This window comes from Burkholderia metallica (assembly GCF_902832845.1).
In the GTDB taxonomy this organism is placed as follows: domain Bacteria; phylum Pseudomonadota; class Gammaproteobacteria; order Burkholderiales; family Burkholderiaceae; genus Burkholderia; species Burkholderia metallica.
Genome location: NZ_CADFDB010000001.1, coordinates 13,473 through 36,995 on the forward strand (window position 1 = coordinate 13,473; position 23,523 = coordinate 36,995).

A 23,523-nucleotide genomic window follows, 5' to 3' on the forward strand; every position below is an offset into this window, starting at 1 on the left:
ATGAACGCACCGATCCCCGCTACGGCGTTGCACGCGACGCCCTGGAACGCGACCGAATTCGAGGCGCGACTGCGTGCGCTCGAATCGCGCTATCACATCCATCATCCGTTCAACCGGCGGCTCAACAGCGGAGCATGTTCGCCCGCGCAGATCCGCGGTTGGGTCGCGAACCGCTTCTACTACCAGATCAGCATCCCGCTCAAGGATGCCGCGATCCTGTCGAACTGCCCCGACCGCGACACGCGACGCCGCTGGGTCCAGCGGCTGATCGACCACGACGGGCAGGGCGACCACGAAGGCGGCATCGAGGCGTGGGTGCGGCTCGGCGAGGCATGCGGGCTCACGCGTGCCGAACTGTGGTCGCTCGAACACGTGCTGCCCGGCGTGCGCTTCGCGGTGGACGCGTACGTGAACTTCGCGCGGCGCGCGCCGTGGCAGGAAGCCGTGTGCTCGTCGCTGACCGAGATGTTCGCGCCGCAGATCCATCTCGACCGGCTCGCGGGCTGGCCGTCGCATTACCCGTGGATCGAGCCCGCCGGGCTGCACTATTTCCGCAGCCGGGTGCCGCTCGCGCAGCGCGACGTCGAACACGGGCTCGCGGTCACGCTGGCGCATTTCACGACACCGGATGCGCAGCAGCGCGCGCTCGGCATTCTGCAATTCAAGCTCGACATTTTGTGGTCGATGCTCGACGCCGTCGAAAAGGCCTACCCCCTATGAACGCGATCGAAGCTGCCAGCGGCGTACCGCTGCGCCCCTGCCTCCGGGGCATGTACCGACTGCAATGGGAGGCGGCGCAGGATGCGTACGTGCTCCTCTATCCGGAGGGCATGGTCAAGCTCAACCCGAGTGCGGGCGAGATTCTCGCGCGCTGCGACGGCACGCATGAACTGGACGACATCATCGGCGAACTCGAGCGCCTGTTCAGGCAATCGGATCTGGCGACCGACGTCTACCGTTTCCTCGATCATGCGCGCCTGCGCGGCTGGCTCGACTGACATGGCCCCCGACACTTCACGCCCGTCCGCGCCGCTGTGGCTGCTCGCGGAACTCACGTACCGGTGCCCGCTGCACTGTGCGTTCTGCTACAACCCCGTTGATTTCGCGACGCATGGCGCGGAACTCGACACCGATGCGTGGCGCACGGTCATCAGCGATGCGCGCGCGCTCGGCGCCGCGCAAATCGGCTTCTCGGGCGGCGAGCCGCTGCAGCGCGGCGACCTCGAGACGCTCGTCGCGCATGCGCGCGGGCTCGGCTTCTATACGAACCTGATCACGTCGGGCATCGGGCTGAACGTCGCGCGCATCCAGCGGCTCAAGGAGGCCGGGCTCGACCACATCCAGTTGTCGCTGCAGGATTCGACGCGCGAACTGAACGATTTCCTGACCAGCACGCGCACGTTCGAACTGAAGCGCGGCGTGGCGCGGCTGATCAAGGCGCACGGCTACCCGATGGTGCTCAACTGCGTGCTGCATCGCTACAACCTGCCGCACGTGGGGCAGATCATCGAGATGGCGCTCGACCTCGGCGCCGATTACCTGGAACTCGCGAACACGCAGTATTACGGGTGGGCGATGCTCAATCGCGACCAACTGATGCCGACCGTCGAGCAGGTGCGCGAGGCCGAGGAAACGGTGAACCGCTATCGCAAGCTGGTCGGCGAGCGCTGCCGGATCCTGTTCGTCGTGCCCGACTATTTCGAGCATCGCCCGAAGGCCTGCATGAACGGCTGGGGCTCGGTATTCGTCGGCGTCGCGCCGGACGGTACCGCACTGCCGTGTCACGCCGCGCGATCGCTGCCGGGGCTCGCGTTGCCGAACGTACGCGACCGGTCGCTGAAGGAAATCTGGTACGACAGCGACGCGTTCAACGCGTTTCGCGGCGACGACTGGATGCGCGAGCCGTGTCGCACGTGCGACGAGCGACATGCGGATCACGGCGGTTGCCGGTGTCAGGCTTACCTGCTGGCCGGCGACCCGAAGGAGGCCGATCCGGTGTGTGCGAAGTCCGCCCATCACGGCCAGGTCGAGCAGGCGGTGCAATTCGCGCGACGTGGCACGACGCGCGACGAACAGCCGCTGGTTTTCCGCAGCCGGGAGAATTCGCTCGCGCAATGCGGAGCGACGCCCGACTGCTGACGGCGCGCGACGAACACGACGGCCGGTGCGAACGGGGGCATGGCGCGATGGACTCTGGAGCGATCGATATGCATTCCTATTCATATCGCTGGCGAGGGTCGGGCGGGCAAGGACGGCCGGGCGGCATGCGCATCGTGTTGGCTGTCGCTGCGACCTGTGTGATGCATGCGGGCGTATTCATGCTGCTCGCACGCGAACCGGTGGCGCGCAGCGTGCCCGTGCAACGTCGACTGATGATGGCGATACTGATTGCGCCGGCCCCGGAGGGGGCGACAAGGGCGCCTGTCGCGGCGCCGTCGAAGGCCGCGTCACGCGCGCTGCATCGCGCCGTGCCTGCGGCCCGATCGTCGCAGAGCGGCAAGTCGCCGGCGATCAAACCCGTCGCGCCCGATCGCGCCGGACCGCCGGCCCATGATGCGTCGACGCCGTTACGGCCCGTGCCGGCCGCTACGTCGGTCGAGCGACGCAGCATGCCCGACGACGATCCGAGTCCCAACGCCGGGCAGACGCGAGCCGTCTCGCACGCAATTCCGGCATCCGCGCTGCCGCGCTTCGTCGTGCATCCCGAATGCGTGCTCGCTCCACCCGACTACCCGCCGCAGTCGCTGCGCACGGGCGAGCATGGCACGGCGCTCGTCGAGCTGGAGACCGATGCGGCGGGCAGGGTCGTTGCCGCGCGTGTCGTGACAGGCAGCGGCTATCCGCGTCTCGACGCGGCAGCGCGCGAAGCCGCGCTGGCGAGCCGCTGCACGCCGTACTTGGAGAATGGCGCGCCGTCGCCGATGCGGGCGCGCGTGCCCGTTACGTTCAATCTCGATGAATGACCGGGCACGTCGCCCCCATCACCCATCGTCGGCCTTCCCCTGCAGCCCCTTCAGCCCCTGAATCACGACCAGCAGCGCGCGCCCGTGCTCGTCCGACCCGTCCCATGCGTCGACGATCGCGTCGCGCAGCAGGTCGTTGTAGCGGCGGCGCGACGGCTCCGTATCGACGCCATAGAAACTGCATAGCTTGTTGAATGGCGCGCTGCGGCGCAGCCGCCGCCCGTTCGACAGCCGAAGGCGCGACACGGTCGGCTGGCTGACCCCGGAAAGTCGCGCAATTTCGCTGGACGAACGTGTATCCGCCAGCAGACGGCGCAACAGGTCTTGAACGGGAAAATCTTGGTCCGGGGCTTCCATGCGATGCATTATACCTATACAGTAACGGCTGTTGAATGGGCTTGCTGTCACCAGCGAGGCTGTATCGCGAGAAAGTTGATGACACTGAAACACCTCCCCCCCACGTTCTGCTGGACCAAGATCGGTACCGAGTCCGGCGAGGAACTGCCGACCGTCGTGCTCCGCAAGGAATGGGAGCGCCGGCTCGGGGGCGGACGTTTTCTGTGGGGCATCAACCAGCCGCTCGGCAGCAGCGCGCAAGTCGCCGCGCATCGCACGGGCTCGCTGCTCGCGCTGTTTTCGCCGGTCGCATCGCGCCCGCGCGCAGGCGAGCGGAAAAACATGCTGCTGTGGAATGCATGGATCGACGCCAACGGGCAGGTGCGGCCGTTGCCGCCGCACACGTTCATCGCCAGCCGCTCGACGCTGCCGTCGGGCCGGCGCCGCGAACAGCACTACGCGCTCGTGTGCGCGTCGTCCACCGCGCTGACGGTCGGCACGCAATTGCGCGTGTTTCCCGATCACCTGCGCAGCGTGAGCACCGGCAAGCCGCTCGGTGCCGCCCAGGGCGCGGCCGTGGTCGATTGCGTCGGGCGCGCGAAGGAGCAGACGGGCAAGAGCTATCCGCTCGCGTTGTCGGTCGAGCTCGAAGCGCCGTATTTCGTGCGGCTCGCGCAGCCGTGCGTGCTGAAGGCGCGCGATCTCGCGGAAGTGAACAAGGCCACGCGCGCGGGCGATTTCGATCGCTTCGTCGAGCTCGTCGCGCGCTTGCGCGGCCGCTCGCCGACGGACGCCGTGCGCGGCGTCACGCGCGACCTGTTCGACGTGCCGCCGATCGAAACGGCGGCCGCGTATGTTGCGCCCACGCATGTCGCACGTTTGCGCAACCGGCCGGCGGCCGAGCATCCGCGCGATCTCACCGGCGACCTGTTCGACCTGTCGCCGGGCGACGCGGCCGCGTTCGCGGGTCTGGCGCATCCGCGCATCGGGCGTGCATGACGAAACGCGCGCCGCGCGTCGCGCAAGAATTTGTTGCAATCTCGCCATAGCGGAGCGGCGAGCGTAGAGGGACAATCGGCACGAAGCGCGCTGCGCGGCGGCCGATGCGTCGACCCTCGATGGGTCGTGGTTCACGCCGCCGACATGCGCACCACGCACACTGAGCGTCGGCGTGCTTCACACTGCAATCCTGAGGGAGAAGTGTCGATGTCGACCCACATCTGTTCGCGGGAAGCCCAGGCCGCGCAACGCTTCGTCGAAGCCACGCGCAACGTCGATCAGGCGTTTCGCGCCGTGCGCGGCGAAAGCGACGACGACGTCTCGTCGGCCGAATACGCACGCGCGATGTCGCGCCTCGATCGCGCGCTCGACGAGCTGGCGCGTGCGCAGGAATTCTTCGATCGCATAGCCGGCGCCGACACCACCGCGCACGACAACTGATCCCGCGGCGTTCACGCTTTCGCGCGTCGGGCGACGCGCGTTCACCTTCATGCCGGGCATTGCGCCCGGCATGCCGTTCGATCATCCCGTTCCGGCTTCAGACCTTGCGGCCTTCGACCGGATAGCCGGGATCGGTATAGCCGTGCGTCGACGCATGCCCGGGGGGCACCAGCGAATCGACGAACCGTTCGTCGTCCGGGCCGAGTTCGAGCGTCAGCGCGTCGATGTAGCTGTCCCAGTGCGCTTCGGTGCGCGGCCCGGCGATCGTCGAGCTGACGATGCGATTCTTCATCACCCATGCCAGTGCGAATGCAACCGGGGTCGTGCCGCGCGCGGCGGCATGCGCGGCCACCTGCTGCGCGATGTGCAACGATTCGGGCCGCCATTCCGTTTGCCGGATACGCCGGTCGCCGCGGCCCGCGCGCGAATCGGCGGGCGGCTGCGCATCCGTCGCGTACTTGCCGGTCAGCACGCCGCGCGCGAGCGGGCTGTACGGCACGACGCCGATCCCGTAGTGCGCGGCGGCCGGCAGCTGTTCGACCTCGGCCGTGCGATCGACGAGGTTGTACAGCGGTTCGCTCGCGACCGGGCGATCGATGCCGAGCTGGTCCGCGAGCCGCACGATTTCGGCGATACGCCAGCCCTTGAAATTCGACAGCCCGAAGTAGCGCACCTTGCCTTGCCGGATCAGGTCGGCGATCGCGCGCATGCCTTCGTCGAGCGGCGCATCGGTCAGCGCGCGATGGAAATAGAGGATGTCGATGTAATCGGTGCCGAGCCGCTTCAGGCTCGCGTCGACCGATTCCATGATCCATTTGCGCGACTGGCCCTGCCGGTTCGGCCCGGCGTCCGGGCCGGCCGGATAGCCGAACTTCGTCGCGACGACCCAGCTGTCGCGACGCGGCGCAATCGCGCGGCCGACCACTTCTTCCGAGCGGCCGGCGTGATAGACGTCGGCCGTGTCGATGAAGTTGATGCCCTGGTCGAATGCCTTGTCGATGATGCGTGCCGAGGTCGCTTCGTCGGTCTCGCCGCCGAACATCATTGCGCCGACACACAGCGGCGACACCTTGAGCGCGCTGCGCCCGAGATAGCGGTAATCCATGGAAGCTCCATGCGGGCGCGTGCCCGCCGGTTGAATGAAGGGGGGCGCTTGTCCGCCGGCTTACACGCCGGCTTCGTCGAACACGCGCTGCGCGATCGGCAGCGCCGAGCTTGCGGTCGGCCAGCCCGAGTAGAACGCGAGGTGCGTGATCGCCTCGATCAGCTCGTCGCGCGTGAGGCCGTTGTCGAGCGCTTTTTTCAGGTGGAACGGCAGTTCGTTGATGCGATACAGCGACACGAGGCTCGCGACCGTGACGAGGCTGCGATCGCGCGGCGACAGGCCGGGGCGCTGCCACACGTCGCCGAACAGCACGTTGTCGGTGTAGTCGGCGAGCGCGGGGGCGATGGCGCCGAACGCTTTGCGTGCGGCGGAAGTCGGTTCGGACATCGAGGGCTCCGGTGGCGGTTGGGGAACCCCGACGATGGTAGCCGCCGCTGCGCGTGTCGATAATCCCCGGCGAAACGCATGCACTTATCGACCCGGCTCATGAATCGCGGCGCCGACGCGGCGCCTCGACCGCTCATGCGCGATAGCGCAGCGCGTCGACGATCACCGCGAGCGCGCGCGACGACTGCCGCCGGCTCGCGTAGTACAGGTGATGGCCGGGGAACGTCGGGCACCAGTCGTCGAGCACGCTGTCGAGGCGGCCGGCGGCGACATGCGGCGCCGCGAGTTCGGCGGGCACGTAGGCGAGCCCGTAGCCCGCGAGCGCCGCGTCGAGCGTTTCGTAGGTGCCGTTGAACGTGACCTGTCCGTCCACGCGCACTTGCAGCACGTCGTCGCCGCGCGCGAGTTCCCACGCATACAGCGCGCCGTGTGTCGGCAGGCGCAGGTTGATGCAGTCGTGCTCGACCAGATCCTGCGGCGACACGGGCCGCGCACGTTCGGCGAAATACGCGGGCGCGCCGACGATCGCCATTTTCATGTCGGCCGAGATGCGCACGGCGATCATGTCCTTCGCGACCTGGTCGCCGAGCCGCACGCCGATGTCGAAGCGCTCCGCGACGATGTCGGACAGCCCGTAGTCGTTCACGAATTCGACCTTCAGGTCGCGATAGTCGCGCAGGACCGGCGCGAGCTTCGGCCACAGCAGCGTGCGGATCGCGAAGTCGGTCGCGTTGATGCGCACGGTGCCCGCGGGCTGGTCGCGCAGCTCCGCGAGCGCCGTCAGTTCGGCGTCGATTTCGTCGAAGCGCGGCGCGAGGTTGCGCAGCAGGCGCTCGCCGGCTTCGGTCGGCGCGACGCTGCGGGTCGTGCGCGTGAGCAGCCGCACGCCGAGGCGCGTTTCGAGCGAGCGGATCGTATGGCTGAGCGCGGATTGCGACACGCCGAGCTGGGCGGCCGCACGCGTGAAACTGCGCTCGCGCGCGACGGCGATGAAGGCGAGAAGGTCCGCAAAGTTGTCGCGCGGCATGGCAGGTGTCGGAGGGTCGATGCCAGCGCATCGTACCACCGGGGTCGCCAGCCCGCGATGCGACGGGAAGCGATGCGATGCTTTGCGACGATGCCGCGCGCGTCAGCCGGCGCGCGTCATGTTCGGCGCACGGGGCGCGGGATGGTACGCGTAGCCGCCATGCTGGAACGACATCGCGAAGAACCGCATCTGGTAGCGGATCGCATTCGCCCAGTAGTCCCACGTGTGGCCGCCGGGCCGCTCCGCATAGTCGTGCGGCACGCCGAGCGCGACGAGCCGTTCGTGCAGCGTGCGGTTCGAGCCGACGAACGCGTCGTCGCGGCCGCAATCGATCGTCAGGTCGAGGTGCGCGCGCACGAACGCGCCGGCGCCGGCGACGATCACGTTGCGGTTCCAGAACGACGGATGGCGGCCGGGGTCGCCGAACACATGGTCGATGCCGGGTTCGTCCGCGCAGCAGCGCGGATCGACCGCGCCGCTGATGCTGCCGACCGCGCCGAACGTGTCGGGCCGGTCGAGCGCGATGCGCAGCGCGCCGAAGCCGCCCATGCTGAGCCCGGTGATCGCGCGGGCGCGCTGCGTCGCGATCGTGCGGAAGTGCGCATCGACGTAGGACACGACTTCGTCGCCGATGAAGGTTTCGAAGCGGCTGCCCGAGTCGAACGGACTGTCGATGTACCAGCTCTCGTGCCCGCCGTCGGGCATCACGAGGATTACGCGGTAGCGGTCGGCCAGCGCGGCGATATGCGTGTTCGACGTCCAGTCGGTGTGGTCGCCGCCCGAGCCGTGCAGCAGATAGACGACCGGATAGCGGTCGCCGTCGCGGGCGCCGCGCGCATAACCGTCGGGCAGCACGACGGTCGCCCTGAGCGTCTCGTTCATCGCGGCGCTGGGGATCGCGACGACCCGCGCCTGGAAGGCGAGAGCGGGACCGGAAATGGCGACTAGCAGAAACAGCCAGAAGGCGCGTGCCAGATTCATCGATCTTTGCATGTGTCGACCCTGTCCGGCGCCGGGCACCGGGAAAACCCTGTTCGACCGACTCTAGCAACCGCGCCTTTCAGCCATATTTCGGCGAATCCTACGGGTTGTCAGGCGGGCGGCGCGCGCAGGATGCGCTCTGGCGCGCGTCGAGAAACGCATCGGGCCGTTCCATCCGCGCACGTCGAGCGTGCCGATGAAACCGTGGACGAAGACGACGGGTGTGGGCTGGGTCATTGGGCGGGAGAGGAAGGAAGGGGCGGCAATGCGAGTTCGGCGAGCAGTTCGTCGAGTTCGAGCACGTGCGTGCGGTCGTGGTCGAGCAGTTCGCGCACGAGTTCGTCGAGCGACATGCGGCGGATGCCGTCGCGCAACCCGCAGCGCGCGAGTTGCTCGGGCGCCAGCGCGGCTGCCGTTGCGCACAGCGCGGCGCGCCCCGTGCGGAACGCGGCGACGGCCGCGTCGAGCGGCTGGGCGAGATAGTCGCGCTGCGCGGCGAGCACGGTGCCGTCGACGGACGCGATCACCGGCAGCTCGAGCGTGCGCACGGCGTCGATGCGAGCGGCGAACACCGCGTCGAGATCGCGCAGATGGCACGCGTGCTCGACGAGCGAGAAGCCCGTGCCGTCGGGGCGGCGTGTCCACAGCGCGGTCGGCACGTGCGCCGCATAGGCGGCGAGCCGATCGGGCAGGCGGCCCAGCGCGGCGACGACGTCGGCGAACGGCAGCCGTTGCGGCGCGGCGCTGAACACCGCGCCATAGCTGAACAGCGTGCCGTCGAGCCGCCCGCGCGCCTGCACGACGTCGTGGCCGTGACGGCGCATGACGTCCGCGACCATCGCGCCGCAGAACTGGCGGGCCGTCGTGTCGGTTTCGATTTCGGGGAATTTCAGCGCGATCTCGTGCTGGATCGCACCGATCGCGGCGACGCCGACGCGCGACAGCGCCGCGAATTCGGCGTAGCGCGCGGGATGCGCGATCAGCGCTTCGAGCTGGGCGCCGAGCGCGGTGGTGCGGAAACGGTCGAAACGGGAATGCATGGCGAACGGGCTCCGTCGAGTAACGTGTCAAAACGATACGTTACTCGACGGAGCCCGTCAACCTACCGGTCAGGACGGGCGCGAGTGTCGCGCCCGTCCGTCGCTCAGGACTTCTGCCGGGCGTCGACTTCCGCGCGCATCCGCGCTTCCTGCTCCTGCAGCTCGGGCGTGAATGCGTCGCCGAAATCCTCGGCTTCGAACAACGGGCGGATCTCGATGTCGGAATCGCCGGGCATCGGGTTCGGGCAGCGCTTCACCCATTCGACCGCTTCTTCCATCGATTTCACCTGCCACAGCCAGAAGCCGGCGATGAGTTCCTTCGTTTCGGCGAACGGGCCGTCGACGACGGAGCGGTTCTTGCCGGAGAAATGCACACGCTTGCCGCGGCTGCTCGGGTGCAATCCGTCGGCGGCGAGCAGGATGCCGGCTTTCACGAGTTCCTCGTTGAAGCGGCCCATCTCGGCCATGAGTTCGGTGTCGGGCAGGCGGCCGGATTCGGAATCGGCGGTGGCTTTGACGATGACCATGACGCGCATTGTCGAGTCTCCTTGAAAAGGTATGAAGGTATCCGCCGCAGGGCGACGGCAAATCGATCGGTTACGACAGTACGACGCGCGGCGGCGACGCGAATCGACATCGCGGCAGAAAAAAATCAGCGGTGATCGGAACGGGGCGAGAGCGCGTGGCGCCGGCAGTGCGTCATGCCGCGCCGGCATGCGCATCGAGCACGCTGCGGATCCGCGCGGCGAGTTCGTCGCGCCGATACGGCTTGCCGAGCAGCATCACGCCCGGGTCGAGCCGCCCCGCATGAAAGATCTCGTCGTGCGTATAGCCGGACGTGAACAGCACGGGCAGCGGCGGCTTGCGCCGCGCGGCGCGGCGCCCGAGTTCGCCGCCCTTCACGCGGCCGGGCATGATCACGTCGGTAAACAGCAGGTCGATCGGCGTCTCGCTGTCGAGCACGCGCAGCGCGGCTTCGCCGTCGGAAGCCGTGATGACCTTGTAGCCGAGCTGCGCGAGCATGTCGACCACCGTCAGGCGGACATCCGCATCGTCCTCGACGACGAGGATGGTCTCGCGGCCGCGCACCGCGTCGTGCTGCGGCGTGCGGGCGGGTTCGTCGGCCGCTTCGTGGCAGCGCGGAAACGTGAGGCGTACGGTCGTGCCGCGGCCCGGCGTGCTGTCGATCGACACGTGGCCGCCGCTCTGCTTGACGAAGCCGAACACCATGCTGAGCCCGAGCCCCGTGCCTTCACCGTTCGGCTTGGTCGTGAAGAACGGCTCGAACGCGCGCTCAAGGACGTCCGCCGTCATGCCGGCGCCGGTGTCGGCGATCTCGAACACCACGTATTCGCCGGGCGGGATCGGCGTGCGGCGTGTGCCCGGCGTGTCGACCGGATGGGTGTCGTTGTACGCGGCGATCGTCAGCGTGCCGCCGCCCTGCATCGCATCGCGCGCATTGATCGCGAGGTTCAGCAGTGCGTTCTCGAGCTGGTGCCGGTCGGCGAGCACGTTGCCGACGTCGGGCGACAGCGCCGGGGCGATCCGGACCGTTTCGCCGAGCGCGCGCCGCAGCATCTCGCTCATGCCGTCGATCAGCCGGCGCGGGTTCAGCGTCGTCGGCGAAAGCGGCTGGCGTCGCGCGAAGGCGAGCAGGTGCGACGCCAGCTGCGCGCCGCGCCGCACCGCGTTGTTCGCGCTCTCGATCCGCGGTTGCGCGCTGGCATGCTCGCCGAGTTCGACCGAGAGAATCTGAAGATTGCCGCTGATCACCTGCAGCACGTTGTTGAAGTCGTGCGCGATGCCGCCCGTCAGGCTGCCGATCGCTTCCATCTTCTGCGCGTGACGCAATTGCTCCTCGATCGCCGCGCGCTCGGCGATCGCGTCGGTCACGCGCTGTTCGAGCGTTTCGGTCAGGCTGCGCAGCTCGGCATTGGATGCCTGGAGTGCCGCTTCCGCGCGATCGCGATGGCGCGTGGCGAGCACGCGTTCGGTGGTTTCGACGACGACGGCGAGCACGCCGCCCGGCGCGCCGTCGTCGTCGGGCATCGGGCTGTAGTGCAGATCCATCCAGACGTCTTCGGGGCGGCCGCTGCGCAGCAGCACGAGCGCCTTGTCGCGATAGGTCAGCGTGCCGCCGGCGAGGCACGTGTTCATTACGTTGCGGTTGAAATCGGCGACCTCGGGCCAGCCGAGTTCGACCGGCTGGCCGAGCAGATAAGGGTGGCGGCCGCCCGCGAACCCCGCATACGCGTCGTTGTAGATCATGTAGCCGGGGCGGTCCCACAGCATTACCAGCGGCAGCGGCGACGCGAGCACGATGCGCACCGCGGCGACGAGGCTGGCCGGCCACGCGTCGAGCGGGCCCAGCCCGGTGGCCGCCCAGTCGAACGCGGCGATGCGCCGGGCCATCTCGCCCCGCCAGCCGGGGCAAGCGTGATGCTGTGCGAACAACTCGACCTGCATGGAAGCGCTCCGGTGAGGACAGGCGGCCGCGGGCGGCGCGGCCAATCGTGAAAGCGTGCTCCATTTTAGTGCGGATCGGCCCGCATGGCGGCGCGTCGGCCGTCGCGGAACCCGTCGCCAAAACTGATATGCTGATCCTCACCACGTTCACGCGGAGGGCGCCATGGCTGCTAAGGAAGTGTCGAAGAAGAAGTACCTGAAAATCCTGAACAAACGCTTGCGCGCGGAACCGGCCGCCCCGGCCGGTGCGTCGTTCGTCTTTTTCCCGCCGGGCGCGAAGGCGAAGCACGCGACGGGCGTCGTGTCCGCCGACGTGCGCAGCAAGCGCGAACTGGCGGTGATGGCCGCGGTGCATCGCAAGGCGGCCGAAGAGTTCGTCGTCGCCGGCGCCTGACCGGCATCGGCTGCACCCCAATCGAAAGACGGCCGCCGCCGCGTTTGACTACACGGCGGCGGCTTCGCAATGAGCGATCGCCCCGGCGAGCACGCGCGGGATGTCGTGCGTGATCGCCGGGCCGTGCATCGGCAGGATCACGTCGAGATCGAGCGCCTGGATTCGCCGCAGCGCATTCGCCAGGTGTGCGAGCGAAGGCAGGTAGTCCGAGCGGCGGATCGAATCGACGATCGCCGGCAGCGGGTCGTCCGCCGCTTCGTCGCCGAAGCGCATCAGGATGTCCGACGACAGCAGCGCCTTGTATGCCGGCAGGTACACGACCAGCGCATCCCATTGATGCACGTGCTTTGTGAAGACCGGCACGACGTCCACCCCTGAAATCGTCGTCGGCTCGCCGTCCTTCAACGGCTCCGCGCGCACGCCGAAGATATCGGCCAGCCCGTGCGTGCAGATCGGATGCGCATACGCGACGAGCGCCGGATTGGCCGCGAGGAAATCGGGCAGCGCGCCCATCTCGTCGACTTCGAAATGCGGAACGATCACGCTGCTCACCCTCGACGGCGCGATGCCGACGGTCGCGAGACTCGCGGCCAGTTGCGGAAAATTGGCACGCGTGCCCGTTTCGATGCAGACGACGTCGCCGTCCGGCGAGCGGACGAAGAACTGGCTGAAGCCGAGCTTCAGCTTGTCGACATAAGTCGTTGCGCGAAACAGGCCGCTGCGGATTTCTTCGATACGGGCGTGGTCCATCGATGCCATCCTTGCGCGGGCAGTGGGGGCCGGACACCGCCGTCGCACGATCGCCGCGATGTATCCGGGGCCGCGCGACGCGGTGCCACGATGCAGTCTAGCAGCGTCGGTGCACGCACGAATCCTGTCAGGTCATGCGGCAGCAGTCGCCGCCGGGCGTGGCACCGAACGCCGCGCCGGCCGTCGGGCACCTGCGGCGATCAGGACACGTTGTCGGCTGCCGGCGCGTAGCGGCCGCCGCCTGCTTCGTCGCCCGCCGCGAGCTGTTCGAGCGCGAGCCCCTTCGTCTCGATCCCGAGCGTCCACACGGCGATCGCGGCCGCGACGAACGACAGCGCGCCGAGCGTGAACACGCCGCCCTGGCCGAACACCGGCAGCACGACGCCGACCACGTAAGGCCCGATCAGCGAGCCGACGCGCCCGATCGCCGATGCGAAGCCCGAACCGGTCGCGCGCGCGCCGGTGCCGTACAGCTCGGGCGTGTACGTGTACAGCGCGGCCCACATCCCGAACAGGAAGAACTGCATCGCGAGGCCCGTGACGATCAGCAGTGTCGTGCTGCCGCCGTACAGCGCGCTCTGGCCGTACGCATACGCCATGGCGCCGCCGCCGATCAGCGACGCGATGCAGGTCGGCTTGCGCCCCCAGCGTTCGACGAGCCACGCGGCGCACAGGAAGCCCGGCACGCCGCCGAGCGAGATCAGCACCGTGTAGAACACCGATTTCGTGACCTCGAAGCCGGCCTGCTGCAGCAGCGCGCCGAGCCACGACGTGAGGCCGTAGAAGCCGAGCAGTGCGAAGAACCACAGCAGCCACACCATCACCGTGCGGCGGCGGTACACGCCGCTCCAGATCTCGCGCAGCGCGCCGCGCCCGCGGGCGGCGGCCGGTTCGGCGAGCCGCGACGGCGGCGGCAGCGTCGTGACGCCGGCCGAGCGCATCACTTTCGCTTCGATCGTGTTCATCACCGTGTCGGCTTCCGCGTGCCGGCCCGCGTGTTCGAGCCAGCGCGGCGATTCGGGCACGATGCGGCGCACGACGAGCACGAACACCGCCGGAATCGCGAGTAGCGCGAACACCGTGCGCCAGCCGAACTGCGGCAGCACGAAATACGCGACGACGCCGGCCGTGATGAAGCCGAGCGGCCAGAAGCCGTCCATCAGCGCGATCAGGCGGCCGCGCTTTTCGGTCGGCACGAATTCGGACAGCAGCGTCTGCGCGACCGGAAACTCCATCCCCATCCCGATGCCGAGCAGCACGCGGTAGACGATCAGCGCGTCGACGCTCTGCGCGGTCGAACACAGGTAGGACGCGGCGCCCCACAGCACCATGCTCCACTGGAACACGGGCCGGCGGCCGAAGCGGTCGGCGAGCAGGCCGGCGACGGCCGCGCCGAGCACCATGCCGAAGAAGCTCGCGCTCGCGACGAGGCCGGCGGCGGCGGTCGACAGCCCGAACTCCTTGCGGATCGAACCGAGCACGAAGGTCATCGTGCCGAGGTCGACCGAATCGAAGAAGAACGCGATCGCGATGATGAAGAAGATCCGCTTGTGATAGCCGGAGAACGGCAGGCGTTCGAGCCGGGCGGCGGCGGAGGCGGGTGCGGTGGCGGCGGGCATGGCGTCCTCTGAAATGAAAAGGGGCCGCGAAGCGCATGCTCCAGGGCCCCGATGCTTCATCTTCAGTAGACGCGACCACAAACTGCCGCATCAGAGGAAAAGCGCCGCCTGCTTGCCCAAATGCGTCATCGGCGGCGGCGCGTGCCGTGTCAGTTCTTCAGCTTGTAGCCGGTGCGGAACATCCACGCGACGATCGCGAGCAGGATCACGAGGAACAGCCCGGTGGCGGCGAGGCTGATCCACACATGCACGTCGGCGATCCCGTAGAACGACCAGCGGAAGCCGCTGATCAGATAGACGATCGGGTTGAACAGCGTGATGACGCGCCATGCGGGCGGCAGCATGTCGACCGAATAGAAGCTGCCGCCGAGGAACGTGAGCGGCGTGATGATCAGCAGCGGCACGAGCTGCAGCTTCTCGAAGCTGTCGGCCCAGATGCCGATCACGAAGCCGAACAGGCTGAACGTGACGGCCGTCAGCACGAGGAACGTCACCATCCAGAACGGATGGAGGATATGCAGCGGCACGAACAGGCCGGCGGTGGCGAGGATGATCACGCCGAGCAGGATCGACTTCGACGCGGCCGCGCCCACGTACGCGATCACGATCTCCCAGTACGACACGGGCGCGGACAGGATCTCGTAGATCGTGCCGGTGAAGCGCGGGAAGTAGATGCCGAACGACGCGTTCGAGATGCTCTGCGACAGCAGCGACAGCATCACGAGGCCCGGCACGATGAACGAGCCGTAGCCGATGCCGTTCACGTCGCTGATGCGCGAGCCGATCGCGGAGCCGAACACCACGAAGTACAGCGACGTCGAGATCACCGGCGCGATGATGCTCTGCATCAGCGTGCGGCGCGTGCGGGCCATTTCGGCGCGGTAGATCGCGCGGATTCCATGCAGGTTCATGCGTCAGGCTCCTTGCTGCACGCCGTTGCGGCGGTTGTCGATCAGGCTGACGAAAATGTCTTCGAGCGAGCTCTGCGTCGTGTGCAGGTCGCGAAAGCCGATGCCGGCCGAGCCGAGCGCATTGATCAGCTTCGCGATGCTCGCGTCGTCGCGTTGCGAGTCGTACGTGTAGACGAGCGCGGTGCCGTCGCCTGCGCGTTCGAGCCCGAACGGCGCGAGCGCGGGCGGCACGTCCGCGAGCGGATGCTCGAGCTGCACGGTGAGCTGCTTCTTGCCGAGCTTGCGCATCAGCTCGCGCTTTTCCTCGACGAGCACGAGCTCGCCGCCGAGGATGATGCCGATCCGATCGGCCATTTCCTCGGCTTCCTCGATGTAGTGCGTGGTCAGCAGGATCGTCACGCCGCTCTCGCGCAGCGAATCGACGAGCTTCCACATGTCGCGGCGCAGCTCGACGTCGACGCCGGCCGTCGGCTCGTCGAGGAACAGGATGCGCGGCTCGTGCGACAGCGCCTTCGCGATCATCACGCGGCGCTTCATGCCGCCCGACAGCGTCATCAGCTTGTTGTCGCGCTTGTCCCACAGCGACAGCGCCTTCAGCGTCTTCTCGATGTACGCGGGATCGGGCGCCTTGCCGAACAGGCCGCGGCTGAACGACACGGTCGCCCAGACGGTTTCGAACGCGTCGGTGGTCAGCTCCTGCGGCACGAGGCCGATCATTTCGCGGGCCGCGCGGTAGTGATCGCGGATGTCGTGGCCGCCGACCGTCACGCGGCCTTCGGTCGGCGTGACGATCCCGCAGATCGAGCCGATCAGCGTCGTCTTGCCGGCGCCGTTCGGCCCGAGCAGCGCGAAGATCTCGCCGGGGCGGATGTCGAGGGTCACGTGCTTCAGCGCCTGGAAGCCGGACGCGTAAGTCTTGGAGAGGTCGGAGACGGAAAGGATCGGTTGCATGCTCACGGCTGGCACGGCCGGCCGGCGCGACGGCGTGCGCCGCGCGTGCCCGGCGTCGGCGCCGCTGCGAAGCGGGCGGAAGCGGGAACGGCATGGCGGACGGGCGTCATGTCGAACGGTATTGTGGTGCGGGATCGCGGGACCGCCATATTAGCAATCGGTAGATGGAAATGCATTCTGGTGGAAAGGACGGGCGGTGCCGGTGCCGGATTGGCGTGAATTGCGCGTATCTCGCTCGATAAAGTGGCGATTTATTTGACTGGAGCGAACAATACGGACGCGTTTGCGCGAATCAGGCCGCGATCGCATGGCGGCGCGGACGTCGTGCCGACCGGCCTGCCCGGCGGCTCCTGCGCCGTACCGGGACGGCGTGCGCCGCGCACGTGATAATGCGTTCCTTTCATCGTTGACGGAGCGGCGCGGATGTCTTTGATCGATTTCAAATCCGTCGCGGCGGCGCAGGCCGTCGCATGGAAATCCACGATCGTCGGCGAGGTCGGGCCGGCCCGGATCAAGGTGCTGCGCATGGACGCGCAGCCGTACGAAGCGGAAGTGCACGACTACAACGAGGGGCTGCTGGTGCTCGACGGCCGGATGATGCTCGAGGTCGGCGGCGAGACGGTCGTGGTCGAGGCCGGGCAGATGTACCTCGCGCTGGCCGGCACACCTCACGCGGTGCTGCCCGGAAGCCACGGCACGCTCGCGATCGTCGACGTGTAAGGTTGCGCCGCAGCATGCGTGTGAGCCGCCGAGGCCCGGCCGGCCTGATTCGGCGCGAGTTGATGGCTGCCGTTCAAACGCGTGTTGGACAGGCTGGTTATTTGTCTGAGCAAATAAAATGAAGGCTGTTTGAAAATCTGTCAAATACCGTGTAAACGCTAGGATCGCGCCATTTCATTCGTTTGGAACTCTGCATCCATTTACTTGTTGGAATGGTCCGATCATAGTCTCGACAAACGACGCATCACGATAACGAATCAAGCGTACGTATGGAGACCACACGATGAGACGCCTATCCGCCGGGCCAGCCGGACTGCCGTTTCCCGACTTTTCGCTGAATGCAGGCGCGATGCCGATCGCGTCTCTGCGTTGCCATCTCGCCGTGTAGCGGCGAACCATTTCCCGTTTCGATCGTTCCGACGGTGCCGTGCCGCATGACGGCGCCGCGGGAGAGCGCTCGTCCGTCGCCGCGGCATGTGCCGCATCTGCCTGACCGGCAACGCGGCTGACTTGCGCGCTTCTTCATGCGCCGCGCGTTCGCGCCGCGGCGCGATACCAACCGGCGGGCCATGCAGCCTCGCCGGACGAGACTTTTCGTACCCGAAAAGGAGGGGTTGATGATTTGCATTCCTGAATGGCGGAAAGCGATTCTGTCGTGCGCGGTGCTCGCTTTGCCGTTCGTCGCCGGTTGCGGCGGCGGCGACGATCCGGGGCCGATCACGGTGCCGCAATGCTCGGGCGCCGCATGCGGGCCGAGCGGCGCAGAAACCACGCCGCCCGTCGTGAAGAAGCTGTGTCCGGATGCGCTCGATTACACGACGACGTATACGGGCGGTGCGGGCAGCGGCGAGTACGTGAAGGTGAAGTTCGACACGACGAAGCTCACCTATCAGATGCAGTTCCTCGACTCGTCGGTGCCGACGTCGGCGGGGCAGATCAACAATACGCGCGCGGGCCTGACGATCAGCGGCGCGTTCCATCATCCGACCAATCTTCCGACGGCCGAGCAGAACCGCTGCGCATTCGTGCTCGACAGCGGCGCGACGAGCGACGGCACGTATTCGGTGACGATCAATCGCGCGGACCCGCCGATGCTGTTCGTCGGCAACGGCGTCGTGGGCGGCGGGATTCCGGGTGCGACGATCGCGTTCGAGGGGATCGAGGTCGTGCCCGGCTACTTCCTCGGTACCGTACCGTCGCGCACGTTCGACTTCTATCCGTTCATCGGCTTTACCGACACGGAAACGGATTTCACGAAGGTGGCCGGCACGTACAACGAAGTCGGCATTCACCTGTCGCCGACCGGCACCGGCTTTCAGACCACTACGCCGCAGGGCTGGCAGCCGGACGTCGTGAACTGGAACCAGACGCTCAATGCGGACGGCTCGTGCACGATCACGCAAGGCAGCGACTACTCGTGCCAGACGACCGGCACGCCGTGGATGTTGCGCAAGAACGCGGACGGCACGTCCGACAACGTATTCGTCAGCCAGGCGCAGACGGGGCAGGCGTATCCGTCGGCCGGCCAGGGGCAGCCGATCGTGCTTCTCGTGCCGAGCCAGGCCCATGGCGTGATGATCGTCGGCAAGCTGAACGGTGCACTGGTGCCGGTGGTGATCCGCGTAGGGTACGCGTATGCGCCGCCGGGCAATCCGTTCGGTTCGGTGGCCGATGCGGAAGTCGGCATCTCGATGCTCGCGCCTTCCACACCGGTTGCGGCCAACGTGCTGAAGGGCGGGTTCATCGGTGCGACGAGCGCGTCCGCGTGCGGTGTGGTGACGAACAACGGGCCGTCGAGCAATGCGGCTGCTGCGCGACCGAGCTTCGACCCGATGATCCCGCATCCGGACCTGCCGGGCGTGTTCAACACCAGTTTCAATTACTTCACGCCGTCCGCCGGCAACTGTACCGACGGCACCGCCGTATCGACCATCGCGGCGAACTACACGTCGACGCTCTTCCAGGGCAATACCGCGGCGTTCATCGATCCGCAGACGTCGTCGGAGACGGCTCAGTTCGGGCTGGACTATACGCAGGCATCGCCCGGCAAGATCGCGGTCACGGCCAACAGCGACTTCAACGCGAAGGGCGCCAGCGGCAACGTGGCGATCTTCAAGAAGGGCGACAAGGGCTGGATCGTGACGGCCGGCAACGTCTACGCGATGGTCGTCAACAACAGCCAGGTCAACCCGTTCTTCACGGTCGGCGCGTTCGTCCAGTAACCCTGCACTGAACACGTCACACCGGCGGCGCATGCGTCGCCGCCGGCGAATCGAATTTCAATAGGATTCCTATGAATTTTAAACAGTGGATGGCCGCGGCGTCGCTCGCGCCCGTGCTGGCCGCCTGCGGCGGAGACGGTGACCCGCCGCCCGCGCCGGTGGTCCGGCTGTGCCCGCAGACGATCGACTACAACACGGTTTTCATCGGAGGGTCGGGGTCGGGCGAGCTCGTGAAGGTGCAGCTCGATACGACGAAGATGACGTACCGGATGACGTATCTCGCATCGCCGGTGCCGAGCACCACGGGTACCGTGCAGCCGACCCGCGACACGGCGCCGGCCAACGTGGTCGACGGCACGCTCGCCGACGAAACGGGGCTGCCGACGGTGAAGCTGAACCAGTGCACGTTCCGGATGCAGAACGCGAGCCTCGACCCGAACCGGCCCGCGCGGCTGTTCCTCGGCGAAGGCGTGCTGGGCGGCGCGATTCCCGGCGCGACGATCCAGTTCGACGGCGTGATCGGCGTCGGCAAGATTGCGCAGACGACGTTCCCGTACTACCCGTTCATCAGCTTCTCGTCGCTGGAAACCGATCTGACGAAGATCGCCGGCAAGTACAACCAGCTCGGCTATCACCAGGTGCCGTCGCAGAACTTCCAGCCGGTGGCGCTCGACCAGCAGGTGACGATCAACGCGGACGGCAGCTACGTCGAAACCGACAACTTCGGCAAGAAGAACGGCGGGCAGCCGCTCGCGTCGAGCGCGACCGTCAACCAGCCGTTCACGCTGCGGCCCGATGCGCCGGCGTTCCAGTCGCTCAACTACCTGCCGCAGATTCCGCCGACGCTCGCCGCGCTCGATCCGGCGAAGGCCGGCAAGGGGATCCTGATCGTCGGCAAGCTGCGCAACCAGCTCGTGCCGATCTTCATCCGCACCGGTGCTGCCAACGCGGACCTCACGCAAGGCTCGCCGAGCGCGGACGACGAATCGGGCATCTCGTTCCTGAGCCCGCAGACGGCGATCGCGCAAGGCTCGCAGAACGGCGAGTACACGGGGGTCGACAGCGCATTCAACTACCGTGCGACCGCGCTCGTCGGCGCGCAGGCCACGCTGCTCGATCCGTTCAATGCGTCGCAGGCCGCGCTCACGCGTGCGCTGAACCTCGACTACACGCAGAAGGTGCCCGGTGTCGTCACGACCGTGCATGCGGACGCGGCGTCGGGGCCGGCGACCGGCAAGTTCGTGTTCACCGGTGGCGTATTCGGGTTCCTCGACATGAACGATACGAGCAACCCGTACTTCACGGTCGGCGCATTCGTGCAGTGACGCACGCCTGGATGGAGACACGGTGGCGCCGCGCGCAGATGCGCGGCGCCCGGACAGAATGAGGGGAGACTTCATGAAGAAGCTGATTGTCGCGGGTGTCGTCGCAGGCGTGTCGACGCTCGCATCGGCCCAGCAGGCGGGCGACAACGTCGCGACGCTGGGCTGGCTGCACATCATGCCGCAGGATTCGACCAACGGGCTGACGACGAATCTCGCGAGCATGCCGATCAACGGGCCGCTGCGCCTGCCCGGATCGTTCACGTCGCCGGGCACGAGCCTGACGGTCAACAATGCCGATACGGTCGGCCTCACGCTCACGCACTTCTTCACCGACCATATCGCGGTGACGTCGGTGCTCGGCGTGCCGCCCGAGTTCACGCTGACCGGGCACGGCACGATCCGGCCGCCCGGGCCGGCCGGCGCGCTCGGCAGCGTCAACATGGACGATCCGGCGAACCAGCCTGCGGTGAAGAACGCGCGGCAGTGGAGCCCGACGATCATTCTGCAGTACTACTTCAATTCGTCGACGGCGCGGTTCCGCCCGTTCGTCGGGATCGGCGTGGCCTACAGCTGGTTCAGCAACATCGAACTGAACGGCAACTTCGCGAAGGACATCAACGAGAACCTCGGCAGCGTACTCGCGGCCGGCGCCGGCAAGCCGGGGCCGACGTCGGTGGAGGGCAAGGCGTCGTCGTCGTTCACGCCGGTCTACAACGTCGGCGCGAGCTATGCGATCGACAAGCACTGGGGGCTCACGGCAACGCTGACGTACATGCCGCTGAAGACCTATTCGTCGCTCGTGATCAAGGCGGCCGACGGCTCGACGCTCGCCACCACGCGCACGCGGCTGAAGGCCGATCCGCTGATCACGTTCGTCGGGATTTCCTACAAGTTCTGAGCCGTCCGGCGCGCATGACGCGCGCCGGCGGCTTCCTGCGACCCGTTGGCCGGACCCTTCCGGCCGGGAGGTCGCGTTCCTGGCGGCGTGCCGCCATTTGTGAAGAGAGGGGGCAGTTCAAATGAGCATTCGCAAAATCGTATCGCTTGTTGCTGCAGTGGCTTTCACCGCGGTTTCGGCCGCGCCTGCTTTCGCCGTCACCGTTTCACGTGCCGACGGCCAGCCGATGAACCCGAATGGCGAGCCGTTCTCGGCGTCGGGGATCACGAATCTCAGCAAGGGGTCGATCAGCGCATCCTGTACCGCGACCTTCAACGGCACGATCACGTCGACCGGCATCGTCAACATCACGTCGACGCAGTTCACCGGCGGCGGGACGTGCGGCCTCATCGCCGGCAGCGCGAGCAGCGCGTCGCCGTGGACGGGGCAGGCCGACAGCACGACACAGCTGTCGATCAACAACGCGAAGGTGACCGTGACGCTGCTCGGCACTTGCGGGCCGAGCAAGGTCGTGACGGCGTGGAGCGATTCGAACTCGTCGCTGACGTTCAACAACGCCGTGCTGACGCCGGATTGCACGGTGGGCGGCACGGTCCTGACGTCGCCGAAGTTCCACGTGCAGTAAGCGTCGCAGATCGAAGCGGGGCCCGCCGCGCACGAGGGCCGTGCGTCACGCGCGGCGGGTTTCCACCGCTTCGACGGATTCATTCCGTCGCGCGCATGGGCGCGGCGGCGGGTTGGCCGCGCTGTCGCGATCCGACGCGCGGTCTTGCGGGGGCGGCACGGCGTATCGCGCCAGCCGATCCGACTGAATCACCCTTATTCCAATTGGCCAGAACACTCCCGGACCACCCATGCTTACCGATCCAGCAAAGTATGGAGATGCCCGCGGCGCGACGCCCGACCGGCTGCGCACCGCCGCGTGGCTGCAGTACCTGATCGACCATCTCGATGCGGCTGCCTGCGCGGCGCAGGCGGGTGACGCAGACGATTCGACCGTCGTTACGTCGCATGCGATACGCATGCGGGCCGGCGCGGATCTGCCCCGGCAAGCCGCGGCGATGCTTCACCGGCTCGCGCCGTGGATCGCATCGGACGGCGGGGCGTGCGCATGCGACCTGACCGACCCGCGCCGCGCGTGCTCGCATATGCCGTCGATGCAGCAGCTCGCCGACGCCGAACGCAGCTGCCCCGGTTCGCGCGCCGTGTTCGACACCGCGCACGGCGTGATCGATGCCTGCGCATTCGACGATCCCGATATCGGCTGGGCCGCGCTCGAGCGGATTGCCGGCGGTGTCGAATGTAACGTGGGCGAGGGCGGCGAAAGCACTGAACATGAAAAGGGTGCGCAGGACGAGATGCCGCCTGCGAAGAACCTGAGAGAAAGGCTGGCGGTCGTCGCGGCGGCGGGTGGGGAAACATCGGCCATGCCGGGCGCCGTCATCGACGCGATCGTGTTGCGCGCTTGCGGGCCGCGCGACGATGCATCCCGCATCGACGAGATGGCGGCGCTCGTGACGTTCTCGGCCGCGCTCGCTGCTGGCAACGGGCCCTCCATTGCCGCGTACGGCGGTCAGCACAACCTCGTTGCGCAGGCGATCCGCACGCATCGCGCCGATCTCGCATCGGTGGACGGGCTGCTCGCGGCGGTATCCGTGTGCCGGCTCGATCGGCTCGTCGGCGCGGGCAGCTTCTGGGCGTATTACCTGCTGGCGGGCATCGTGATCGCCGCACCGGACGCCGTGCGGGAAACCGGTCGCCGCTTTCATGGTGACGAGTGGCACGCGTGGCTTGATCACGTGCTCGCGTGGCCGGCGGTCAGCCGCTTCGGGTCGAAGGAGGATGCCGAATTCGATCGCCTGCAACGCGCAATGAGCCTGACTTCGCGATGGAATCCGATCGTTCGGGGGAAGGGAGGGCGGAAGCGGGGCGGCGGGACGGCTCGGCTCGGTGGGGTTGAAAGGAAGCCCGGGTGACGCGCAGATGGT

Annotated in this window: 25 protein-coding genes and 1 pseudogene; 13 read left to right on the top strand and 13 right to left on the bottom strand. The window is 67.5% G+C overall.

Going from position 1 to position 23,523, the window contains the following annotated elements; all coding sequences use genetic code 11:
- The 4 genes from pqqC to HWX08_RS00070 all read left to right on the top strand — a co-directional run bounded on the left by pqqC (position 1) and on the right by HWX08_RS00070 (position 2,963).
- Complete coding sequence (gene pqqC / locus HWX08_RS00055; protein ID WP_069260639.1) at positions 1–720, top strand: pyrroloquinoline-quinone synthase PqqC; 720 nt, start codon at positions 1–3, stop codon at positions 718–720.
- On the top strand, positions 717–998 hold the full coding sequence (gene pqqD, locus HWX08_RS00060; RefSeq protein WP_069260638.1) for a pyrroloquinoline quinone biosynthesis peptide chaperone PqqD: 282 nt from the start codon (positions 717–719) through the stop codon (positions 996–998). The genes pqqC and pqqD overlap by 4 nt, the downstream gene beginning before the upstream one ends.
- Position 999: 1 nt before the next feature.
- Positions 1,000–2,139, top strand: a complete 1,140-nt coding sequence (gene pqqE / locus HWX08_RS00065; protein ID WP_069260637.1) for a pyrroloquinoline quinone biosynthesis protein PqqE — start codon at positions 1,000–1,002, stop codon at positions 2,137–2,139.
- A gap of 470 nt (positions 2,140–2,609) precedes the next feature.
- Positions 2,610–2,963 (top strand): TonB family protein, encoded by a 354-nt coding sequence (locus tag HWX08_RS00070; protein ID WP_174920935.1) that lies wholly within the window; start codon positions 2,610–2,612, stop codon positions 2,961–2,963.
- A gap of 18 nt (positions 2,964–2,981) precedes the next feature.
- On the opposite strand, the gene HWX08_RS00075 is transcribed toward HWX08_RS00070, so the two are convergent.
- Positions 2,982–3,320, bottom strand: a complete 339-nt coding sequence (locus tag HWX08_RS00075) for a helix-turn-helix domain-containing protein (protein ID WP_174920934.1) — start codon at positions 3,318–3,320, stop codon at positions 2,982–2,984.
- 78 nt (positions 3,321–3,398) lie between these two features.
- Here HWX08_RS00075 and HWX08_RS00080 point away from each other — a divergent pair, with 78 nt between their 5' ends.
- Positions 3,399–4,298 (top strand): hypothetical protein, encoded by a 900-nt coding sequence (locus tag HWX08_RS00080; protein ID WP_069260634.1) that lies wholly within the window; start codon positions 3,399–3,401, stop codon positions 4,296–4,298.
- 207 nt (positions 4,299–4,505) lie between these two features.
- Positions 4,506–4,739 (top strand): hypothetical protein, encoded by a 234-nt coding sequence (locus HWX08_RS00085; RefSeq protein ID WP_069260633.1) that lies wholly within the window; start codon positions 4,506–4,508, stop codon positions 4,737–4,739.
- A 97-nt stretch (positions 4,740–4,836) separates the two neighbouring features.
- Here the strand turns inward: HWX08_RS00085 and HWX08_RS00090 are convergent, their stop codons facing one another.
- From HWX08_RS00090 to HWX08_RS00120, 8 genes and pseudogenes are all read right to left on the bottom strand, one after another.
- Positions 4,837–5,844: an aldo/keto reductase gene (locus HWX08_RS00090; RefSeq protein ID WP_174920932.1), complete on the bottom strand. Its 1,008-nt coding sequence runs from the start codon at positions 5,842–5,844 to the stop codon at positions 4,837–4,839.
- A gap of 60 nt (positions 5,845–5,904) precedes the next feature.
- Positions 5,905–6,231, bottom strand: a complete 327-nt coding sequence (locus tag HWX08_RS00095; protein ID WP_069260631.1) for a carboxymuconolactone decarboxylase family protein — start codon at positions 6,229–6,231, stop codon at positions 5,905–5,907.
- 133 nt (positions 6,232–6,364) lie between these two features.
- Positions 6,365–7,258, bottom strand: coding sequence for a LysR family transcriptional regulator (locus HWX08_RS00100; protein WP_174920931.1), 894 nt, complete (start codon positions 7,256–7,258; stop codon positions 6,365–6,367).
- A gap of 102 nt (positions 7,259–7,360) precedes the next feature.
- Complete coding sequence (locus tag HWX08_RS00105) at positions 7,361–8,239, bottom strand: alpha/beta hydrolase (protein ID WP_174920930.1); 879 nt, start codon at positions 8,237–8,239, stop codon at positions 7,361–7,363.
- A 162-nt stretch (positions 8,240–8,401) separates the two neighbouring features.
- Positions 8,402–8,476, bottom strand: a pseudogene (locus HWX08_RS34655) (alpha/beta fold hydrolase); the annotation flags it as partial.
- A complete protein-coding gene (locus HWX08_RS00110; RefSeq protein ID WP_174920929.1) occupies positions 8,473–9,279 on the bottom strand; it encodes a DinB family protein in 807 nt (268 codons plus the stop codon). The pseudogene HWX08_RS34655 and the gene HWX08_RS00110, both read right to left, overlap by 4 nt.
- 104 nt (positions 9,280–9,383) lie before the next feature.
- A complete protein-coding gene (locus tag HWX08_RS00115; RefSeq protein ID WP_069260627.1) occupies positions 9,384–9,815 on the bottom strand; it encodes a YciI family protein in 432 nt (143 codons plus the stop codon).
- Between the two features lie 163 nt (positions 9,816–9,978).
- Positions 9,979–11,745 (bottom strand): ATP-binding protein, encoded by a 1,767-nt coding sequence (locus HWX08_RS00120; RefSeq protein WP_069260626.1) that lies wholly within the window; start codon positions 11,743–11,745, stop codon positions 9,979–9,981.
- 163 nt (positions 11,746–11,908) lie between these two features.
- Between HWX08_RS00120 and HWX08_RS00125 the strand changes: the two genes are divergently transcribed.
- Entirely contained in the window at positions 11,909–12,139 is a 231-nt protein-coding gene (locus HWX08_RS00125) for a hypothetical protein (protein WP_069260625.1), read from the top strand.
- Between the two features lie 48 nt (positions 12,140–12,187).
- On the opposite strand, the gene HWX08_RS00130 is transcribed toward HWX08_RS00125, so the two are convergent.
- The 4 genes from HWX08_RS00130 to HWX08_RS00145 all read right to left on the bottom strand — a co-directional run bounded on the left by HWX08_RS00130 (position 12,188) and on the right by HWX08_RS00145 (position 16,370).
- On the bottom strand, positions 12,188–12,889 hold the full coding sequence (locus HWX08_RS00130; protein ID WP_069260624.1) for an oxygen-binding di-iron domain-containing protein: 702 nt from the start codon (positions 12,887–12,889) through the stop codon (positions 12,188–12,190).
- A 200-nt stretch (positions 12,890–13,089) separates the two neighbouring features.
- Positions 13,090–14,508, bottom strand: coding sequence for an MFS transporter (locus HWX08_RS00135; RefSeq protein ID WP_069260623.1), 1,419 nt, complete (start codon positions 14,506–14,508; stop codon positions 13,090–13,092).
- 149 nt (positions 14,509–14,657) lie between these two features.
- A complete protein-coding gene (locus HWX08_RS00140; protein WP_069260622.1) occupies positions 14,658–15,419 on the bottom strand; it encodes an ABC transporter permease in 762 nt (253 codons plus the stop codon).
- Positions 15,420–15,422: 3 nt separating this feature from the next.
- The gene (locus tag HWX08_RS00145; RefSeq protein WP_069260621.1) at positions 15,423–16,370 is read right to left on the bottom strand and encodes an ABC transporter ATP-binding protein; all 948 of its coding nucleotides are present in this window, start codon (positions 16,368–16,370) and stop codon (positions 15,423–15,425) included.
- 423 nt (positions 16,371–16,793) lie between these two features.
- Here HWX08_RS00145 and HWX08_RS00150 point away from each other — a divergent pair, with 423 nt between their 5' ends.
- From HWX08_RS00150 to HWX08_RS00175, 6 genes are all read left to right on the top strand, one after another.
- Complete coding sequence (locus HWX08_RS00150) at positions 16,794–17,090, top strand: cupin domain-containing protein (protein WP_069260620.1); 297 nt, start codon at positions 16,794–16,796, stop codon at positions 17,088–17,090.
- Between the two features lie 617 nt (positions 17,091–17,707).
- A complete protein-coding gene (locus HWX08_RS00155; protein WP_174920928.1) occupies positions 17,708–19,312 on the top strand; it encodes a DUF2957 domain-containing protein in 1,605 nt (534 codons plus the stop codon).
- Positions 19,313–19,383: 71 nt separating this feature from the next.
- Complete coding sequence (locus HWX08_RS00160) at positions 19,384–20,637, top strand: DUF2957 domain-containing protein (protein WP_174920927.1); 1,254 nt, start codon at positions 19,384–19,386, stop codon at positions 20,635–20,637.
- A gap of 73 nt (positions 20,638–20,710) precedes the next feature.
- Positions 20,711–21,535 carry an OmpW/AlkL family protein gene (locus HWX08_RS00165; protein WP_069260617.1) on the top strand — a complete coding sequence of 275 codons (825 nt, stop codon included), beginning with the start codon at positions 20,711–20,713 and terminating at the stop codon, positions 21,533–21,535.
- Positions 21,536–21,656: 121 nt separating this feature from the next.
- The gene (locus tag HWX08_RS00170) at positions 21,657–22,160 is read left to right on the top strand and encodes an activator protein (RefSeq protein WP_069260616.1); all 504 of its coding nucleotides are present in this window, start codon (positions 21,657–21,659) and stop codon (positions 22,158–22,160) included.
- A gap of 229 nt (positions 22,161–22,389) precedes the next feature.
- Positions 22,390–23,511, top strand: a complete 1,122-nt coding sequence (locus tag HWX08_RS00175) for a hypothetical protein (protein ID WP_174920926.1) — start codon at positions 22,390–22,392, stop codon at positions 23,509–23,511.
- Positions 23,512–23,523: the final 12 nt, after the last annotated feature.